The sequence below is a fragment of the Halocatena salina genome (assembly GCF_023115355.1).
GTDB classification, from domain to species: Archaea; Halobacteriota; Halobacteria; order Halobacteriales; family Haloarculaceae; genus Halocatena; species Halocatena salina.
In genome coordinates this window covers 1042407-1060288 of sequence record NZ_CP096019.1, presented here as the reverse complement: position 1 = coordinate 1060288, position 17882 = coordinate 1042407, and the positions used below count along the sequence as shown (strand labels likewise).

The window sequence follows — 17882 nt, the reverse complement described above, 5'->3', positions numbered from 1 at the left end:
GCTCTCCATCCGACGGATTCTACAGGGATCTCCGCCGTTTGGATGCACCGTCTCGCTCATTCGGTGGCGATCCGTTTGACCGCATTGGCGGCGACCACGGCGATGGCGATTTCCAACCCCCCAGCCGCGAAAAACGCCGGTAGATAGCCGTACTGGTTGGTGACGATGCCACCGACGAGAAATCCACTCAACATTCCAAGACTTCCAAACACGTTGAAGCCACCCATCCCCACACCACGTTCTGTAGCCGGAACGATGTCGGTAACAAGCGCCATCGTCGTGGGCGAGACGCACGCTCCACAGATCCCGCTGGCGATCAGTAGCCCACCGGCCAGGGCGTAATTGGGCACGAGTCCGATTCCGACGATCGTCACGCCGTACAGCATCGACCCGACCACCACTGGAAGGAACCGACCGATCCGATCCGACAGCCAGCCGATGGGGTACTGCAACACGGCGAACGGCACGAAAAACAGCGCCAGCGTGAGACCCGCTTGTGCGGCATCGATCCCGAACGCATCCCGGAAGTAAGCGACTCCTGTCAACGCGAAAAATCCAGCGGTCAGCCGGTCGATGTATCCGAAGGCGAAGGGCACGAGGAGCGCGGGACGGGTGCGAACGTGGTTGACGATGGCGTCAGCTGGTAGCCCGTTGTCGGGGCTCCGATCCGGAATCGTCGCGGCGAGGACCGCCACACCACCCAGCAGCGCCGCACCACCGTACAGGGGTGCCAACGGGTCGACTGTCGCAAGTTGACCGCCAGCAACGGATCCGAGTGCCGCGCCCAGTCCCACCGCCGTGCCGGCTGCGCCCATGTTTCGACCGTGGCCGCCGGAGAGATCCATCAACATCGTGATCGATAACGAGAACGCACCGATCGTAAACGCCCCACCGACGACCCGCAGTAGGAGTACGACGCCGAACGTGACGCCCAGCCGGGGGGACAGCGCGACCGCGAGGTAGCTGGCGGCCCCACCGGCAGCCCCGAGTACCACGAGTGGCGTCCGCCGACCGAGCACATCGCTCAGGACACCCCACAGGACAGCACAGACGACGAACGCACCGAATTCGGCGACGAGAAACCACGTTCCGGCAAGGATGGTGCCGTTGCCACCGAGGGCGGCGACCGTATCTTCTAACCCCGGATACAGAAACACCTGTGAGACGAGCACACTCCACACGATGAAGGCGAGCCGTCCTCGGTCACTCATCGTTCGGAGGACGGCGTGCTCGCCGATCGAAACGGCACAGTCGATAGGACCAGTTCATCATGCTCACAGTTCGATCATCGGGGTGCCGTTTTATCCCTCCGTCGGAACCGTCCCAACACAACGGTTTTACCGGTCGACAGTGGTGGGGTAGGTGTGAACGAATTCGGCGTCGACGAGGCGGGAAAGGGACCGGTGTTAGGTCCGATGGTAGCTGCGTGTGTGGTTGCCCAACCGGATGTGCTTCCCGATGGGATCGACGATTCGAAGAAGCTCTCAGCGGCGCGCCGGGAGTCGCTCACAACCCGATTGCGTGAGGAGCCGTCCGTCAGCGTGGGTGTGGCTCGAATCTCGCCCGCCCGGATCGACGACCCGACGACCGACATGAACACGCTCACGGTCGCCGCCCACGCCGAGGCGATCTCACAGGTCGTCTCGGCGTCCACAACGGGCGTCGTCGACGGCGCGGACACCGATCCAGCACGGTTCGCCCGGCGGGTGACCGACCGGGTGTCGGTCCCGGTCGAGATCACTGCCGAACACGGGGCCGATGAGACGTACTCGCTCGTCGGTGCCGCGAGCGTGATCGCAAAAGTCGAACGCGACAGCGCCATCGCGGCGCTGTGTGAGGAGTACGGCGATGTCGGTAGCGGCTACCCGAGTGATTCGACCACGCGTGCGTTTCTCACCGAGTATGTGGGTGAGCACGGCCGACTTCCGGATTGTGCCCGAGCATCGTGGAAAACGGCGAAAGAAGCGCTTGCGGCAGCCGAGCAGTCGGCACTCGATTCGTTTTGAGATCACGAGCAACGAGCAAGCTATCGGTCGTTTCGATTCGTATCTTGGTCGTCTATGAGTTCTCGAAGCGCATCGATGCGGCGCGCGGTCGGGGGGTGTGTTGCAAAGAACAATCGATCGGTGCGAAGGAGCAGCTTTGCAATCATTGATCCGTTTTCTTCTTTGTCTGTATCATCATAGTTTGGTGCCAGGATGAACAGTAGCACATCCGTAAATCTCGATGTCTTGGCTGGATACTCGGTGATACAAGTGGGGTAAGGTTCAAGTGGAAGGATCGATAGCGACGCGCGAAGATCCGTTGTTTGGGTCCCATTGATCCGTTTATCGAGCGTCTGGAGGGCACTAGCGAGGGCTGCTGGCGATCCGGTTACCCTGACGGCTGTTCGATCGGCGGCCGATTCACGCGCTCGTGACAGGATGCTGAGGGCAGGCCGACTACTGTACTTCGTGAGGATGGCGATGATCAACGGTGGAATCCAGATGTAGTTGTGTGGCGATTTCTTTCTGAACCACGATGGGAGCCGTGCAAAGAGCGCCTTAAGGGCCCGCGTTCCGATCCAAGGAATGAATATGATGACCCAGAACACTAAATGAATCCCCCTATCTCGTGGTGGTAGTTTGTTCGTGCCATCTTGTTTGGTGTCATCGCCGATAGTAGTGAGCGGACTAATACTCTCTATACGCTCTTGGAGTCCGGTCGCAAAGCGAAGTGGTAACGAAGCGACCGTCATCACCATCGCGTCCCTGTTAGCGACGTGGGCAAGTTCGTGGGCGATAACCGCCTCCAGTTCCTCCTCGTTGAGTGCGTTAAGGGTACCTTCTGACAGTATGAGGGTGATCGATTGAGAACGGTAGCCAACCGTTATCGCCTCGGGAATGGATCGGTCGGAGATTGCAATCGTCGGCTTCGGGATATTGAGCTGAGCGGCGATTTTTGTTGTACTCTCATGGATCATAGGATATTTGTTAGATGATACAGAGGTCACATCTTCGGCCTGATCGACAGTGTCAATCCGGCTAGCTTCGTAGTACACGAAGGTTACGAGCAGCCATCCAGAGAGCACTGCAGCAATGATGTGTGGCGAGATTCCGAGTAACACCAACACCCACCAGATGAATGCCTCGAGGAGACGCCAGAGACCGACCGTAAACCCCGTCAACAACACGGTGAGCAAAAGGATAGCCGTGATCATCCGACCGATAAGGAACCAATCCGTTGGTGATTCAGATTTCCAGCCGGTGTACATCGTCATGGCTATCACGGCTCCCATCACTGAGAACACGATCACGCCCATCGTAGCAGGATTCGACTGGACGTACTCGACTATCGAGACGAGTGGAATCCCCACAGCATACCAGACGGGACCCTTGCTCATGTGATATCCAATGATGCCAAATATCGTGAGCATCGCCGCAGAAGAACACCGTATCGCTACTGCAATGGCATTCCCTCGAAGCATCAACACGCGAGCAAACAGCACAGTGAGCACTAATGCGGAGATGATCGGTCCAAATCCTTCACCGCCGGTGAACGGAAGAACCAACATCCAAAATATAAATCCCGTCGGCGTCAAACACAGGAGGGTTTCGAAAAACACCTCTATTCCGGTAGAATCAGTCGCTTCATTCGTTGTATCCCCTGTGGCCGTGGCTGGCTCTGTTTCATCCACATCCGTTGACGATGGCGGTGTACTGGGCTGATCCGATTCTGGCTCCCACTCGATCGCAACAGCAGGTGGCGCATCTGGATGGGGCGATCGTGTCGCCTGCGATTTGAGTCTCTCCAATTGAGTGGCTGGAAACCGGTGATTTGCCCGGAACGCCTCAGCAGCCACATTGCCGTGCGCGTAAAGTACCCCTGCACAAGGTTGACACAGCAGTAGCGGCCGGTCGGTGTCAGGACCGACGTATGCAACGAGTTCATCACACGCCGTTTTCACCGCACGGCATCGCTGACACACGTGATCGTCACGTGTTCGCATCCGAGAGACCGATTTGGGCGCATCAGAATCCGGAAACAGCGGTGCCTTCTTGTGTGCGTTGTCGAACGAGTCAGTATCGGGATGCAAAACGGCGTGACACGGTCGACACACTGTGACGAGCGTCTCGATCGGATCGTCGACGATGTGAGACGGTCGAGAAACGATCTTATGGGCCTGGAGGGTCTCGCGTTCGGTCTGGCAGCGTTGACAGACACCATCGTCGCGGGCGAACGTCCTGCGTCGAAGATGCTCCCACTCCTCGCCACTCCCATCCCGTTCGATCTTCTCACACATCGTCTCCTACAGCGTTTCATATCAGGTGGTAGTATAATCAACTGTCGATAATTGGGAGGTGACGGTTGTGTTTCACGGTTCATCGGGGGAAACGGCGAGACTGCTCAAGTGATCGGGAAAGGAGAGAGGATCGGATTTTCAATCCAACACCAGATTCCGGATCACGTCGCCGTACGCCGGTCGTGTGATGAGCACGCCGACGAGCACGCCGACGATCGTGATCAGCGCAAAGCCTTGGAGATCACCGAGCGACAGCGCGGCGAGGGGTAACATGGCGACGATAGTGGTGGCTGCGGCCGCGCCGATAACCCAAAACGCCTTCCGGAACCGCGATCGGAACACGCGGTTCGTCGATACGTCTCCCTGCTGGAGTATCTCATCAGCGATGATGACGAGATCGTCCACTCCAGTCCCGATCACCGCGATGAAGCCAGCGATGTGTGAGAGATCGATGGCGAGACCGATGGCGGCCGAGAAGCCGAGCAAGATGAACACCTCAGCAGCCGCTGTCACCACCATCGGGACCGCGATCCGTGGCTCTCGGTACCGGTAGGCCACCGTGCCGGCGACAGCGAGCATGGTGAGCAGTCCGGTGACGAGCGAGAGCAGCTTGAATTTCTCTGCTAAGCTCGGCTGGACGTACGTGGAGGTCCCCCCGTCGATGTCGAGCGTCGTCGGCAAGGCACCGGCTCGCATATCTAACGCAAGGTTTTGGGCCTCAGAGAGGTTGGCGCTGGTGATCCGAAATCTCGGATCGTCTACGAAATTACCACGTTTCATCTTAGTTGACAGGTCACCCATGCTCGCTGCGGACACGATTTCTCCTTCTGTGATCGTTCCGTTGATGACCTTCCCGTTCGAAACGGTGTACAGGCAGTGGCCCGAATCGTTCTTGTTAGTGTAGTAGGTGCATGGCGGCTCACTCAAGAAGCCGAACTTTCGCATCGCATCGGAGAAATTCTTTGCAGCATTCTGTTCAAGAATAATAGGAACTCCCGGTCGTCCACCCTCTGGTTGGTTTGCTGGATTGACGTCCTTGATTCCTTCCTGCGTGAACAGCTGGACGTTCCGGTACGTTTTCGTTCCGTTTTCTTCTACAGGGAAGTGCGCGACGACGAGCACTGTCCCGCGATCGTCGATGAGATCGATGACCTCTTCTGGCTGTTTGTTCGGCACTTCGACCACGATGAACGCCTCATCACCAGTCGTGGATCGTGAGATCGACACCTCACCACCAGACAGTCCGGCCCCCGTGACCTTCCGATCGAGGACACCCTCAGCGGTTTCGAGCGTTTTGTCGGTGACGCCGTCTCGGATGTCGTCGGTTTGAACATCTTTCCCTTGGTTCTGGAGCGCCCGAGCGAACTCCTCTTGGGTCACGTTCTCGTTGAACAGTTCGACAGTTCCGCCGTCCTGCGATGTCGGTCGCACTCGTACGTCCTGTGACGACAGTGATAGCTCGTTCGTGAGTGCTCGCTCGAGTTCGGTCTGTGCCTGCGGATCTGATCCGTTGAATCCGACGTCTTCTGCGGTCATCCCGACCATCGGCGCTCGGATCCGCGTTCCCCCCGATAGCTCCAGTCCGAACTGGAGGTTCGTCGGGCCCTCAGTGGCCGAATCCGAGGCGTTGCCCACCGTATCGTTCTGGGCACCTCCGCCGTCACCGACGGGGGCGAAAATCGAGACAGCACTCAACAGGACGATCACGACGAGTAACACGATACGCCAGTTTTCCCGGAGGCTGAAATTCCGGCTCATCCCGCGACCCCCTCGTATTTGTAATACCGAAGCAGGCTCACGTTGAGCAGATACGTGTTCATCAGATCGGCTGTGAGTCCGAACACGAGCACGATCCCGATGTCGGGCAACAGGGGAATACCGAACACGAGTGGTGAGGAAAAGACAGTCATCACGATCATCGCTACGATCGAGGTGAGCGTCATCGTCACGCCGGTTCGACGCGCGCGGTACGTGGATTCATAGAAGTCCCCGCGTCGCCGGAGAACGCTGTTGTTGAGCAGGATGTCCGAGTCGACGCTGTAACCGATGAGCATCAACAGCGCCGCGACAGTCCCCAGCGAGAGCGGTATACCGAAGATGTTCATCAGCGCGACCGGAATCATGATGTCCGAAAAGGCGCTGATGACAATCGCGATCGACGGGACGAACGTCCGGAACAACACGAACGCGAGCACGCTCATACCAACGAACGCGACGGCTACCCCGATCAGTGCTTGTCCTTGGGCGTCTGAGCTGAATGCCGCCGATCGCGTTTGGGCTGATTGGACCGTATACCCTTCCTGCTCTGCGGTGTTCATGATCTCGTTAACCTCGCCTTGTTCGGTCGCTTGAATAGTCACGATGTAGGAATCGCCGCTTTCGGCGACCGAATCCACTTCGTAGGGAAGCTGAGATTCGAACGTCTGTTCGATCTGGTCGGGAGAGTCGGACGTCGAGATTTGTAGCTCCGTCCCACCGGTAAAATCGATCCCCGGCGTCACGGGCACGCCAGTAGCGACGTACCATCCCGCAATAATGAGAAGAGCGACCGCCAGCACCGCGAGCGGGATCGCAGCGAGCTGACGGTTCGTGTACCGGCTGTACTCCACATCCGGTACCTCGAAGTCGGTCATGACAGGCCGTGTGAGACCAGATCGGATAAGCTTTTTTATACAATCCTGATGAGCCGTGCTTTCCGTCTCTTATGGTAAATATCTCACACTCACGACGCCAGCATCCGGATCGGATCGCAGTTCGACGCGGTCGACACCCAGTCGCGCAGCGCGTGTACGCGTCGCGTCGTCGTTTATTACGTCCGCTACGACGCCCTCGGTGTCGTCCGGCTCGACGGTGAGAACGTGTATCTCCCCGGTTCCAGCTCGTTCTCGGCGGGTGATCTCTCCGACTGGCTGGTCGGCTGCGAGCTCCCGTTCTTGGGCCGTCGGCGGTTCCTCGCCTCGCTCGATCGGAATCGTTCGGCGCTCTTCGATATCAATAATTTGCCATGTGACGTTCATAGGTGGCTCAGGAGCGACCGTTCCTTCGACTACGTCGTTTTCCTCGACACCCGGATTGTCCGATAAAGTGTGTACCTGCCCGCTATGAACGTCTGTGAGCACTGCGGTGTCTGCTTCGGCGTGCGTGATGAGAAACGTGCTTTCAGTTTCGGTCGTCATGGGTCTCGTACCTACGATAGGCCTTACAAACGGTCACCAAGGAATTCATCGATCTAGACGGTGGTGTAGTTATCTAATCAATCGGCATGTAAATTATACTTATCTAATAGATATAGCTGATATATCATAAGAATATATTATAGATACAAAATAAAATGATAACTTTTATGGTTCCCATACATGTTCTCTGATAGCGACGATGGAAGAGAAAATCAATAGACGAAGTTTGCTTGGAACGATCGGTACAGCAGCGGTAGGTGTAACAGGGGTTAGCCTCCTCCCAGGTTCCGCAAAAGCAGCGTCTCATTGTGGATGGGTGACTATGGCCGGTAAAAAGGGAACGGCAGAGTACGAGGCGAAAGTGGACGGTGATGTGAATCACAGCACCACGACTGAAGGAAATGACCATTTAGACGATAGTGCAACTTACACGAGTACGTTCGGTGGAAAAGTAAACAGTGGATATGATGACGACTGGGCCCTTTCTGGTCGTGCTGAATTTCACTACGTTCATAACCGTGGCGGGGGGCTTGTCATAGAGACTTCGAATAATTGTGGAGATTCGATAGGTGAATATCATGACTCCATCGAGATAACAATAAGCGGAAACGGACAGTATAGCATCGGATTCTGGAATTCCGACACAAATATCATTGAGCACAACATTGAGGGGGACGAGTTCAAAGGCTGCTACCCCGTCCAGCATTCCGGTGGTGCCAAACTGCAATGCTATTGGGACGTGGAAGGTGTAACTTCCCGGAACGGGTGGCAACTCGTTACTGGGGAGGTCGCAAGCTTCCAATATGAGGATAGATACACTGTGGATTCAACGGCTGGCCCATCTGAGTTCTATCTTGAGGGGGATGTTAACGTCGATATAACTTACAACTAGTGTCGATAGATTAGTTTTCGCACATCACCCATTGGCATTACTGGCTGTTGCCTATCCGACACCTCCCTTCGTGGTAACACCGAGATCGTCCGTTTGGTGAAATCAATTACTCGGGTGACCCTGCAATCGATGCACCGCCCCCATCACGAGGACGGCCACCAGCGGCGGGATCAGGCCCGATTCCGGAGGTAGTCCGTACAGAAATTGGACGATTGGCCCGAAAACACCAGAGGGAACCGAACCGCGTTGGCCTGCTGGCGCTGCGATGAGCGCACCCCCATACAGCGCAAGGAGAACGAGAAAGCCCGACAGCGCGATCCAGCGGTCGTACTCGACCGTCCCGTCGTGAAGTCGGTGCTGTCGTGCAACGAGCAGGATGGGAGCGATGATCGGAGCGATGACGAACAGCCAGACAAGCAGATACAGCGCGGGTTGGAAGGTGAACACGCCAGCTGGTGCGCCCGCGATCGAACTCAACAGCGCGAGAGTCCCGAGTCCGAACAGGATCGTCCCACCGAGCGTGAGTAGTCCGCCGACGAGTACGTACAGTTTGCACAGCCGGGAGTCACTCGCTCGGAAGGCGTAAGGAACCGCCGTGATCGCACCCGAATAGCTGGTCTCGGTCGTGCTCGCATCCATCGTTGGGGAGAGGCAACCGTTCCGATTAAGTGATGCGGTGTCGGTTCGGCGTGTGTCGCCCGACTTATAGTACACGATCCCTGAAACCGACTATGAACATCGATATCGGGAACGCCCTCGACGCGGTCGCACAACCGGGAGTGTCCGAAGACTCACTACGACGACTCGACGACCGGGTTGCTGCCGCCCACGACCGGATCGAGCGCGGGATCGCCGACGAAGAGTTCGGATACGCTGCGCTCTCGCTGCCCGAAACGACCGATCCCGACGCCATTCACGACGCCGTCGCCCCGCTCGCGGACAGCGAGTACGTGCTTACGGTCGGGATCGGGGGCAGCGCGTTGGGAGCCGCCACCGTCGCCGACGCGCTCGGCGTGGGTGAACGCGCACCCGTCCTCGACAACGTCGATCCGCAGTCGTTGCAGACGACAGTGGAGTCGCTTCCCCTCTCGGAGACGGCGGTCCACGTCGTTTCGCGTTCCGGCACCACCGCAGAGACACTCGGAAACTTTCTGGTCGTCCGGGAGGCAATGGCCGACGCTGGCGTCGACTGGACTGACCGGACGATCGTCACGACCGGCGAGTCGGGACCGCTTCACGCGCTCGCGGACGAACACGCCTTGCCAACGCTGTCGGTTCCGGAGGGGGTCCCAGGGCGGTTTTCGGTGCTTTCACCTGTTGGTCTCATCCCCGCCGCGATCCTCGGCTGTGACATCGAGGCAGTGCTCGCAGGCGGACACGCCGGACGGACGGCGTTAGCACCGAGCATCTTCGACTGTCCGGCCTACGCGTACGGTGCCGTGGCGGTGGCGCTTGAACGCCGTGGAGCTCACGTGAACGCGTTCGTTCCCTACGCCGAGCGGCTCGAATACTTTGCTGAATGGTTCGCTCAGCTCTGGGCCGAAAGCCTCGGCAAGGACGGTATGGGCCAAACCCCTGTGCGGGCACTCGGTGCGACCGATCAACATTCACAGCTCCAACTGTATCGCGCCGGCAGACACGACAAGCTCATCACGCTCGTCCGTCCGCGTGACCGGTCCCAGCTTACGATTCCGGACACCGAAATCGAGGAACTCGCGTATCTCGGAGACACCGGCGTGGGCGAGCTCATCGACGCGGAGTTCGAGGCGACCGAAGCGAGTCTCGCGGCGGCCAGCCAGCCCAACGTCCGCGTCGAGATCGACCGACTCGACGCCGCGAGCCTCGGCGAACTGCTGTACGGTATGGAGGCCGCGTGTATTCTCGCCGGCGAACTGCTTGACGTCGAGACGTTCACCCAACCCGCCGTCGAATGGGGGAAACGAGCTGCCCGTGGACTACTCGGAGACATCGACGCGCCCGAAACTGACGCGATCACTGAGAAAGAACGGCTGGTGGTCGCCCCCGATCGCTCCCAATAGTCAGCGGTGACAGCAGAGTATCGCTCTCTCGGCTTTCCGAACGCGCAAGATCTATTCGGTGACCGTTCGTACGATCGCTAATGGATCAACGGAGTTCTTGTCGGTGGTGGGTTGACGATGGCTGAGTCGTCGATCAAATCTGAAACGGCCGGGCGACTGCAGACGATCGCAAGCGCGATCGCGATCGCGATCGGGGCGTACGCCCTCGGAAACGTCGTCGCCGTCTCGGTGATGTCGATCTTGCTTCTAGTCGGATTCTCTATGGAGGGATATCCCGCACGGATGGCGGTGCTGAGCACGCTCGCGGTACAGGGTGCCGGATTCCTCGGGTTCGGACTCGTGTATCTCGACTACTCAGAGCAGTTCGATCTCCTTGAAATCGATCGTCCCAAACTGTCCGATATCGGCTACCTTCTCGGCGGGATCGTCGCAGTGTTGCTCGGTTGGCAGGGAATCAGCTTCGTGTTCACCTCGTTGCTGGGCATCGAGCCCGCAGAAAGCTCGTTCATCGAGCAAGGCATCCAGAATCCGACACTGCTGTTGGTGTTGATCCCACTGTCGATCCTCGTCGTCGGACCGGGAGAGGAACTGTTGTATCGGGGGATCGTTCAGGGATCGATCAGGCGCGTCCTCGGTCCCGTTGGCGCGATCCTCATCGCCAGTGCCGTCTTCGCGTCGATCCACGTGTTCGGACTGATCGGCTCACCGCTGGAAACGCTCGCAACCCTGCTCACGGTGTTCGTTCTCGCCCTCGTCCTCGGGGCTGTCTACGAACTGTCGGAAAACCTCCTCGTTCCGGCACTCATTCACGGGCTGTACAACGCCACCCAGTTCCTGCTCGCTTATCAGTACGCGACCGGCGGACTTCCGGTGATCGGGTAATCAGCCGTGTTGGCGAGGAAAAATGATTACTGCCGTCCGTCAGTGACGGTCGATCTCTCCGTCCGGATCAGCGTGTCCGGTTCTCGTGTTGAAACGTGAGATCGACGTCCACCGGAACGCGCCCGCTTTCACCGATGTTTGCGGCCCACGTGCTGGCGACGGTCACTCGTTCGAAGTTCCCATTGTGGAGGAACTGCTTTAGATCCCGTTCGTCGCTTTCAGTGAAGGTACGCGCGTCAAGCTGTTTCACCTTGTAGTTCCCGTTGTGTTTGATTCCGATGAACGTGAACTGGTATTCGACGGGCCGCTCGGTCGCTTCGCGCTGGCTCATGAACGGGCCGGTGGTCGTGCCGTCGTGGTGTTTGTCGCCCACCGAAACGTTCCGGACGTACCACCCATCGTTGTTCGTGGTCCAATCGGTCGCATACCGGAAGGAGATGAGCACCTCCTCGCCCGCATACTCGGAGAGATCGAACGTTTGGTTCGTCCAACCGTCGGACTGGCCGGTGAAGCCGGGAACGTTCCCTTTCACGTTCGGATGAGCGCCGTCCGCGGTCGTGGACACCGTGTTCCCGTTTGAGAGGCTCTCCCCCGTCTCGCCACCGTCAGTGGAGACCTGAACGAAACCGTAATCCCAGCTCTGCTCGATGTCGTAGTACGTTTCGAACGACCGCGTCGGATCGCGTTCGCTGACGTTCGTTTGCACGGTGACATCCTCGCCCGCCGTAAACGGCGGGGCTTCCTACACAGTGGGATTCCGGGCCTGCTATCGACAGTGCAATCCCGGTGAGGTGTCAGTCCTGGAAGGCCGTGAGCGTCATCTGTCCGGATTTCGGACTCGTCTCACGGTGGACTGTGGCGGCGTCCCGTTCCTGCAATCGCTTGAGTGTCGTGTACATCTCCTTGCGAAGGTGACGGGCACGACTGCCACTTTCGATGAACGGCTCGAAGAGCTTCGGTACGTAGGATTTGAGCGCGTCTTTGGCTTGATACGACAGATCGTCGGGTGTCACGATGTCGTTGACTGCCGACATCGTGTCTGCGTGAGCGTCGAACGAGTCAGCCAACGCTTCGCGGTAGGTGTCCAACAGACGCTGAAGCCGACACTCCTTACCCTGTGTGGGCGTGGCGAGTGTGGCTTCCAACGTCTTCGTCACCGTTCCGGACACGTGTATAAATACACAACACACACATCTATACATTCCGATGTTGTAGTAGTACTTGATGAAGCGAAAGCAAATCACCATACGAGAAGAGCAAGACAAATGGTTGCAAGAAAATCACATCAATCTCTCAAGTCTCGTCAGAGAGTGTATCGACAACAAACGAAGGGAATCCGGTTCAGCCGACTAACGGCAGTTGATCAGCACCATGTCGCATTCCCGCCCGGCCTGAAGGCCGGGATTCCCTGCTTGTAAAAGATACGCATTCCGAACATATGTGTTCGATCATATCAAATAATACTTACGAATTTAACACAATATTATATTAAATAATATTTGTTATTATGGGCGCGCCGTATCCGAGCTGCCGCCTGTGCCGGCGTTCGATACCCGGGGTAACGTCCATACCACAACGCTAACGGGTCTTCCACCCGAAGGGAATACAATGAGTGGTGGCTCCAACCGGAACGATGATGCGCCCGCTGGTTCGCCGGACAACGGTGACCCAGCCGGTTCGGACACCGAGGAGCCGTCCGTAGAGGCGTTACGCAGGCAGGTCGAGGAGAAATACGACTTCGACGATTTCGGTCCCCGAGACATGGAGCAGATGACTCCGGAGGAGTGGGACGCTGCATTCGATCCCGACACGTGGATCACGGGCCCAGAGTTGCTCGACCGTGTCGAGGCGGATATGAAACAGCGGGTGATCGACCGAGACGTGTTCGCTCGTCTCGAGCGGCTGTCCGATCCCGACCGGCTCATTGCATACTCTGATGAGGGGTATGCCGTGGTGTTCGAAGATGGGAGCGTAAAAGGGGAAGGGATCGTCCTTCGGGATATCAAACCGTCGGTTGCCCTGTGCTCAATGGACGAATACGAGGTGCCGGAATTACAGCAAGGGGAAGTGCTTCCCCACCCCTCGGAGGTGCCCGAAGGGGGTGGATCGATCGGCCACCGGATGATGCTGTTCGTCGGTGTGGCGATGGCGGTGATGGGCGTCTTCTCGATCGGTGCCGTGATCGTCGGCGTCTCCGAGAGCATGCTCATCGGCACCGTGTTCGGTCTCGGTTTCATCGTGGTCGGTGTGGTGTTGTTCATTATGGTGGCCAACGCCCGCCTGTCCGATCGGTTCCGTGCCGAGGAGTATCGAGACCGGCTTCGAGCTGTCGGCCGTGGTTCGGACGAACGGCCCACAGTGTTAGACGAACTCGAAAGCGACGGTGACGACGCTACTGACGAATCGGGCGATACGCCATCACACGGGCTGTAGCGGCGCTGTCGGCGGCTTCGGTGGGTTTATACGAACTCGGTTCTGACTCCAGCCTGTGTATGAACAGACGGGAATTTCTCCGCACAGCCGGCGGCGCTGCGGGGACCGCGGCTGCGACATCTGCAGTTGCCGGACCAGCCGCCGCTCAGGAGGGTGGTGGTGGCTCAGGTCCGATCGACTACGGTGGGTATTTGGACGACGCCAACGGCTGGAGTAGCGGTAGCACGGCCGATAAGACCGGGCAAGGGGAAGTCACCATCGCGGTCGGTCCGGGCAGCTCGAACAACTTCGATCCCGTGGCGGTCCACGTCGATCCCGGTACGAAGATCATCTGGGAGTGGGAAGGTCCGGGTCACAACGTCCAAGCCGAAGACGGGCAGTTCAAAAGTGAGATCAAAAGTGAAGGCACCTTCGAGTACACTGCCGATGAAGAGGGCGTGATCCCCTATTTCTGCCAACCGCACAAAGGGATGGGAATGTTAGGCGCGCTCGCCGTCGGTGAAGTTCCTCACAAATCACCGGCTGCCGCCCAGGAGGTCGAACCTGATGAGATGGGCGTTCCGATCCAACCCCACTACGTGGGCTTTGGAGCAGGGCTGATGATGACGACGTCGCTCGTGTTCACGTTCTATCTACTCAAATACGGTGAGAGCGCACACACCAAAGGAGGGAACAGCTAATGCCATCCGGTGATAGCAGCTACGGCGCGATCCATCGGTACGAACCGCCCAGAGAAAGCACAGCAGCGGCGATCGCGATCGTCCTTCTCACTGTGTTCGAAGTCGTGTTCGTGGGGATGTTCACCTACGGACTCGCTACTGGGTGGGGGCTCGATCCCTACGGAAACATGTTTTTGGGTGGCTTGCTCACGCTCATCTTCGTCGATCTCTCGTTCATTCTTCTGTTGTACAGAAAAGAATTCCTTCCGGACGTGATGGTCGTCAAAAAACGACGGCGCAAGTGGGAAGATCTGTACGTCGAAGAAGAAGATATGGAGGGGCAGTCTTCTGACGTTAACGTTTGGGAGAGCATGAAACGAGCAGTGTATCCGTACTACAAACGGTGAATACGTATGGCACAACGAGATAACGACAAGTATCCGGCTGAGACGGGTCGTAGACGGTTCGTGAAAGGAGTCGTTGGTGCGGCATCGCTGGGCGCGGTTGCGACCGGTACCGGCGTCGCAACGACCTCGCTCACGTCCTCGTCGGGTGAAGGTGGTGGTCTTACGAAGTACCGAGCGATCGAGAACACGGGCGGTCCGGCCCCCCGTGGCATGCCCCAGATCCCGATCGAGATCGGGAATAACGGCGAGATCATCGGTCGATGGCCCGAGCCAAAGGAGGTTCAGCAAGGAGGGAAGACGATCACTGTCGCGGAAACCAACATCGGCGGTGTTACCTACTCCACGGAGTGGTTCCAGTACTGCGGCGTCCAAACCTACGAAGGGATCGATCCTGAAGCCGATCAGGACAACGTTTTCAAGTCAGCGCCGAGCCCCAACTACGAATGGCAGAGCAGCGAACTGTCGGGCGGTGATCCCCTCACGATCGACAATTTCAGCGATTACGAGGACTGGGGCAACGACATCGGCAAAAGCGGTCTCGGAAAGCCCGCTGACGCAACGTGGCGGTCGCAAAACACCGAAACTTCGATCCCGGTTCAAGTGCTGCGGAGCAAACGGATCGAGGAGATGGCCAAAAACGACCAGTGGTTGGAGGCGAGCACGGATCAGGGCGTCATCGCGTGGCTCAACAAGTGCACTCACTTCTGTTGTGTGCCCGGCTACAAGGCGTTTGAGGGTAGTGCTCGCTTCGGCGCTGAAAACGAGGTGTATTGTCAGTGCCACCAGTCCGTGTACAATCCGTTCAGCATCATCGAAACGACCTTTACGTCGCTTCCCCGGCCGGCCGATGACAGCAGCAGTGAGTCGGAAGACAGCGGCGGCAGTGGAGGAGAGTAAGTGAGATGAGTTTGGAACCTCGAGACGACCACGACCACGAAGCTTGGTTGGAAAACAAGGACCTCACACCTGTCGAACGTGGGTATCTCACAACGCTCATGTGGCTCGACAAGCGGTTTCGCGTCGTCGACTATCTGGAGCTGTTAGAGAACCTCTATTATAAGGTCAACCTCCAGATGCCAAAGAGCCACACCGAGCAGTACAACCTCGACAACAAGTTTTGGTACTGGTATCCGCTGTACTCGCTCGGCTTTTTCTCGTTGTTGGCGTATCTCGTCGCCGCGTTCAGCGGCGCGTTGCTCGGATTTTACTATACGCCCGGTGCCACCGGTGCGGGTGGCGACCCGGAGATGGCTTACCGACAGCTCGAGTTCATCATGATGGATCTGAACTTCGGGTACATGCTCAGGAGTATTCACCGGTGGTCGGCCCAAGTGATGACCGCCGCAGTGTTCTTGCACATGCTCCGGGTGTACTTCACGGGCGCGTACAAAGAGCCACGAGAACTCAACTGGTTGCTCGGTATCGTGCTCATCTCGCTCACGCTGGTGTTCGGGTATTCCGGCTATCTATTGACGTGGGACCAGCTCGCCTACTGGGCCAGCCAGATCGGCGTCGAGATGGCGCTGTCGATACCACTGTTAGGTGAGTGGGTGGCAAACCTCATCTTCGGTGGGTTTACTCCCAATCCCGCGACACTCCAACGGATGTACATCATGCACGTGTTCTTGTTGCCGTTCATCGTGACGGCCCTGATCGCCATCCACATCGGGATCGTCTGGATGCAAGGTATCGCGGAACCGCACTGATCGGTCGATTGCTATCTCAGATTATCCGATCGGACTAACAAAACGTTGAAGGTAGCGCGATGGTAACTCCAGATAACGAACAATGACCGAGAGTGACTCCACTGACGATGTCATCCGGACGGACGGAACCGGCATCGTCGCCCCGGACGACGAAACCCCGACGTGGAGCGATCGGAAGGGTCGTACACAGGGGTTGTCCCGGCTGACCTACGAGTATTTTGAACGTGCTCGCCGTGAGGATCAGGACCTTCGGACCGAGTCGAGCTACATCGAGCGTGACGTGCTTGGCTTTCCCTCCTGGCCCCACGAAACGATCCGCAATCTCGCCATCGCCTCGTTTTTCGTCGGTATGATCCTCTTTCTCTCGGCGACCATGCCACCCCACCTAGAGGCTCCGGCGAACTCCGCCCAGACGCCGGAGGTCATCCTTCCGGACTGGTATCTGTATTGGTCGTTCGGACTGCTCAAGCTCGGTGGGATCAATCCCGAGCTGACGATACTGGGCGGGGAGAAGCTGATGTCCGATCGTACCTACGGAGTGCTTGCGAACCTCGTCGTCGTCGGCTTCATCGCCATCGTCCCGTTCCTGAACAAAGGATCGGCGCGCCGTCCCGTCGAGCAGCCGTTTTGGGCCGCTGTCGGAATGGCTGGCGTGATCTTCTCGATCACGATCGCCGCGCTCTCGGTCAAAAACCTCATGCCGACGATGATGCCGCCCCATCTCCTCTTTGACCTGACATTCTTGCTCCCGATCGTCATCGGCTGTCTGACCTACGCGGTGCTCAAAACCATGCGCGAAGGGTACATGTACGAGTTGAATCGACGATACTATCGACTCCGACCACCCCGGTAGACGATCGGTTTCGCGTTGGTGTGTGAACGGTACAATTTCCGTTAAACTAATATTACTTGGCTGAAATACGTTGTAACCGAGCGTTCCCGCTCGATGATCGGATCGTGAGTACGAGCACTAACCAGCAGTCTGACCAGTCGAACCGGGAGGCAGAAAACACCAAGCGCATACGGCTGGATGGGATCACACACCGGATCATTGAAATCGGGCGAGACAGTACGTCGGTGTATTCGGATGATACAGTGTATCAGCTGTATCTGTATCACATACTTGTTGATTCGACGAGCGACTTTTCTACGGGATTCGAAAACGGTCCGGTCGATATCGACGTTGGAAACGGCTATCGGCAGTTTCCGGTCGATCGGGTACTGCGCGTCAAGGAGTATCCGTTGCTGATAGAGGGTCGTCGAACGAGTATCACGGAGTGGGTCGTCGCCGTCGGGGAGCGTGACCTCATCTCCCAAGCGAGGTGGAATGGGTTGCCCCAACCAGTCGAACGGGAGCTGTCCTATCGCTGTCGGCCGTCCTCGTACATCGACACGCGATCGTGACC

The 17882-nt window shown here is 57.8% G+C and carries 18 protein-coding genes and 1 pseudogene; 11 read left to right on the top strand and 8 right to left on the bottom strand.

Annotation, left to right across the window (positions count from 1 at the left end; all coding sequences use genetic code 11):
- Positions 1-56: 56 nt before the first annotated feature.
- Positions 57-1211 carry an MFS transporter gene (locus tag MW046_RS05405; protein WP_247994540.1) on the bottom strand — a complete coding sequence of 385 codons (1155 nt, stop codon included), beginning with the start codon at positions 1209-1211 and terminating at the stop codon, positions 57-59.
- Positions 1212-1364: 153 nt separating this feature from the next.
- On the opposite strand from MW046_RS05405, the gene rnhB reads away from it, so the two are divergent.
- Positions 1365-2006: a ribonuclease HII gene (gene rnhB, locus MW046_RS05400; protein ID WP_247994539.1), complete on the top strand. Its 642-nt coding sequence runs from the start codon at positions 1365-1367 to the stop codon at positions 2004-2006.
- Between the two features lie 20 nt (positions 2007-2026).
- Here rnhB and MW046_RS05395 read toward each other — a convergent pair whose 3' ends face one another.
- From MW046_RS05395 to MW046_RS05380, 4 genes are all read right to left on the bottom strand, one after another.
- Positions 2027-4282, bottom strand: a complete 2256-nt coding sequence (locus MW046_RS05395; RefSeq protein WP_247994538.1) for a M48 family metalloprotease — start codon at positions 4280-4282, stop codon at positions 2027-2029.
- A 138-nt stretch (positions 4283-4420) separates the two neighbouring features.
- Positions 4421-6040 carry a preprotein translocase subunit SecD gene (locus tag MW046_RS05390; protein WP_247994537.1) on the bottom strand — a complete coding sequence of 540 codons (1620 nt, stop codon included), beginning with the start codon at positions 6038-6040 and terminating at the stop codon, positions 4421-4423.
- Complete coding sequence (gene secF / locus MW046_RS05385; protein WP_247994536.1) at positions 6037-6915, bottom strand: protein translocase subunit SecF; 879 nt, start codon at positions 6913-6915, stop codon at positions 6037-6039. Before secF ends, MW046_RS05390 begins: the two co-directional genes overlap by 4 nt.
- 69 nt (positions 6916-6984) lie before the next feature.
- Positions 6985-7458, bottom strand: a complete 474-nt coding sequence (locus MW046_RS05380; RefSeq protein ID WP_247994535.1) for a DUF5812 family protein — start codon at positions 7456-7458, stop codon at positions 6985-6987.
- A gap of 199 nt (positions 7459-7657) precedes the next feature.
- Here MW046_RS05380 and MW046_RS05375 point away from each other — a divergent pair, with 199 nt between their 5' ends.
- Complete coding sequence (locus MW046_RS05375; protein WP_247994534.1) at positions 7658-8350, top strand: hypothetical protein; 693 nt, start codon at positions 7658-7660, stop codon at positions 8348-8350.
- 102 nt (positions 8351-8452) lie between these two features.
- Here MW046_RS05375 and MW046_RS05370 read toward each other — a convergent pair whose 3' ends face one another.
- On the bottom strand, positions 8453-8989 hold the full coding sequence (locus MW046_RS05370; protein WP_247994533.1) for a DUF8056 family protein: 537 nt from the start codon (positions 8987-8989) through the stop codon (positions 8453-8455).
- A gap of 92 nt (positions 8990-9081) precedes the next feature.
- On the opposite strand from MW046_RS05370, the gene MW046_RS05365 reads away from it, so the two are divergent.
- Together MW046_RS05365 and MW046_RS05360 are read left to right on the top strand one after the other, a co-directional pair.
- Positions 9082-10389: a phosphoglucose isomerase-related protein gene (locus MW046_RS05365; protein ID WP_247994532.1), complete on the top strand. Its 1308-nt coding sequence runs from the start codon at positions 9082-9084 to the stop codon at positions 10387-10389.
- 117 nt (positions 10390-10506) lie between these two features.
- Positions 10507-11271: a CPBP family intramembrane glutamic endopeptidase gene (locus tag MW046_RS05360; RefSeq protein ID WP_247994531.1), complete on the top strand. Its 765-nt coding sequence runs from the start codon at positions 10507-10509 to the stop codon at positions 11269-11271.
- Between the two features lie 67 nt (positions 11272-11338).
- Here the strand turns inward: MW046_RS05360 and MW046_RS05355 are convergent, their stop codons facing one another.
- Both MW046_RS05355 and MW046_RS05350 read right to left on the bottom strand, forming a co-directional pair.
- The gene (locus MW046_RS05355; protein WP_247994530.1) at positions 11339-11977 is read right to left on the bottom strand and encodes an immune inhibitor A domain-containing protein; all 639 of its coding nucleotides are present in this window, start codon (positions 11975-11977) and stop codon (positions 11339-11341) included.
- Between the two features lie 244 nt (positions 11978-12221).
- Positions 12222-12440 (bottom strand): annotated as a pseudogene (locus MW046_RS05350) (RNA-guided endonuclease TnpB family protein); the annotation flags it as partial.
- 439 nt (positions 12441-12879) lie between these two features.
- Between MW046_RS05350 and MW046_RS05345 the strand changes: the two are divergent.
- From MW046_RS05345 to MW046_RS05315, 7 genes are all read left to right on the top strand, one after another.
- Positions 12880-13704, top strand: a complete 825-nt coding sequence (locus MW046_RS05345) for a DUF7319 domain-containing protein (RefSeq protein ID WP_247994529.1) — start codon at positions 12880-12882, stop codon at positions 13702-13704.
- Between the two features lie 59 nt (positions 13705-13763).
- Positions 13764-14384, top strand: a complete 621-nt coding sequence (locus tag MW046_RS05340) for a plastocyanin/azurin family copper-binding protein (protein WP_247994528.1) — start codon at positions 13764-13766, stop codon at positions 14382-14384.
- Positions 14384-14770 carry a DUF7318 family protein gene (locus tag MW046_RS05335; protein ID WP_247994527.1) on the top strand — a complete coding sequence of 129 codons (387 nt, stop codon included), beginning with the start codon at positions 14384-14386 and terminating at the stop codon, positions 14768-14770. Before MW046_RS05340 ends, MW046_RS05335 begins: the two co-directional genes overlap by 1 nt.
- Before the next feature lie 6 nt (positions 14771-14776).
- The gene (locus MW046_RS05330) at positions 14777-15667 is read left to right on the top strand and encodes a Rieske (2Fe-2S) protein (protein ID WP_247994526.1); all 891 of its coding nucleotides are present in this window, start codon (positions 14777-14779) and stop codon (positions 15665-15667) included.
- 5 nt (positions 15668-15672) lie between these two features.
- Entirely contained in the window at positions 15673-16476 is an 804-nt protein-coding gene (locus MW046_RS05325) for a cytochrome b (protein WP_247994525.1), read from the top strand.
- 82 nt (positions 16477-16558) lie between these two features.
- Positions 16559-17329 carry a cytochrome b family protein gene (locus MW046_RS05320; protein ID WP_247994524.1) on the top strand — a complete coding sequence of 257 codons (771 nt, stop codon included), beginning with the start codon at positions 16559-16561 and terminating at the stop codon, positions 17327-17329.
- Between the two features lie 104 nt (positions 17330-17433).
- Positions 17434-17880 (top strand): hypothetical protein, encoded by a 447-nt coding sequence (locus MW046_RS05315; protein ID WP_247994523.1) that lies wholly within the window; start codon positions 17434-17436, stop codon positions 17878-17880.
- The last annotated feature ends 2 nt before the right edge of the window (positions 17881-17882 follow it).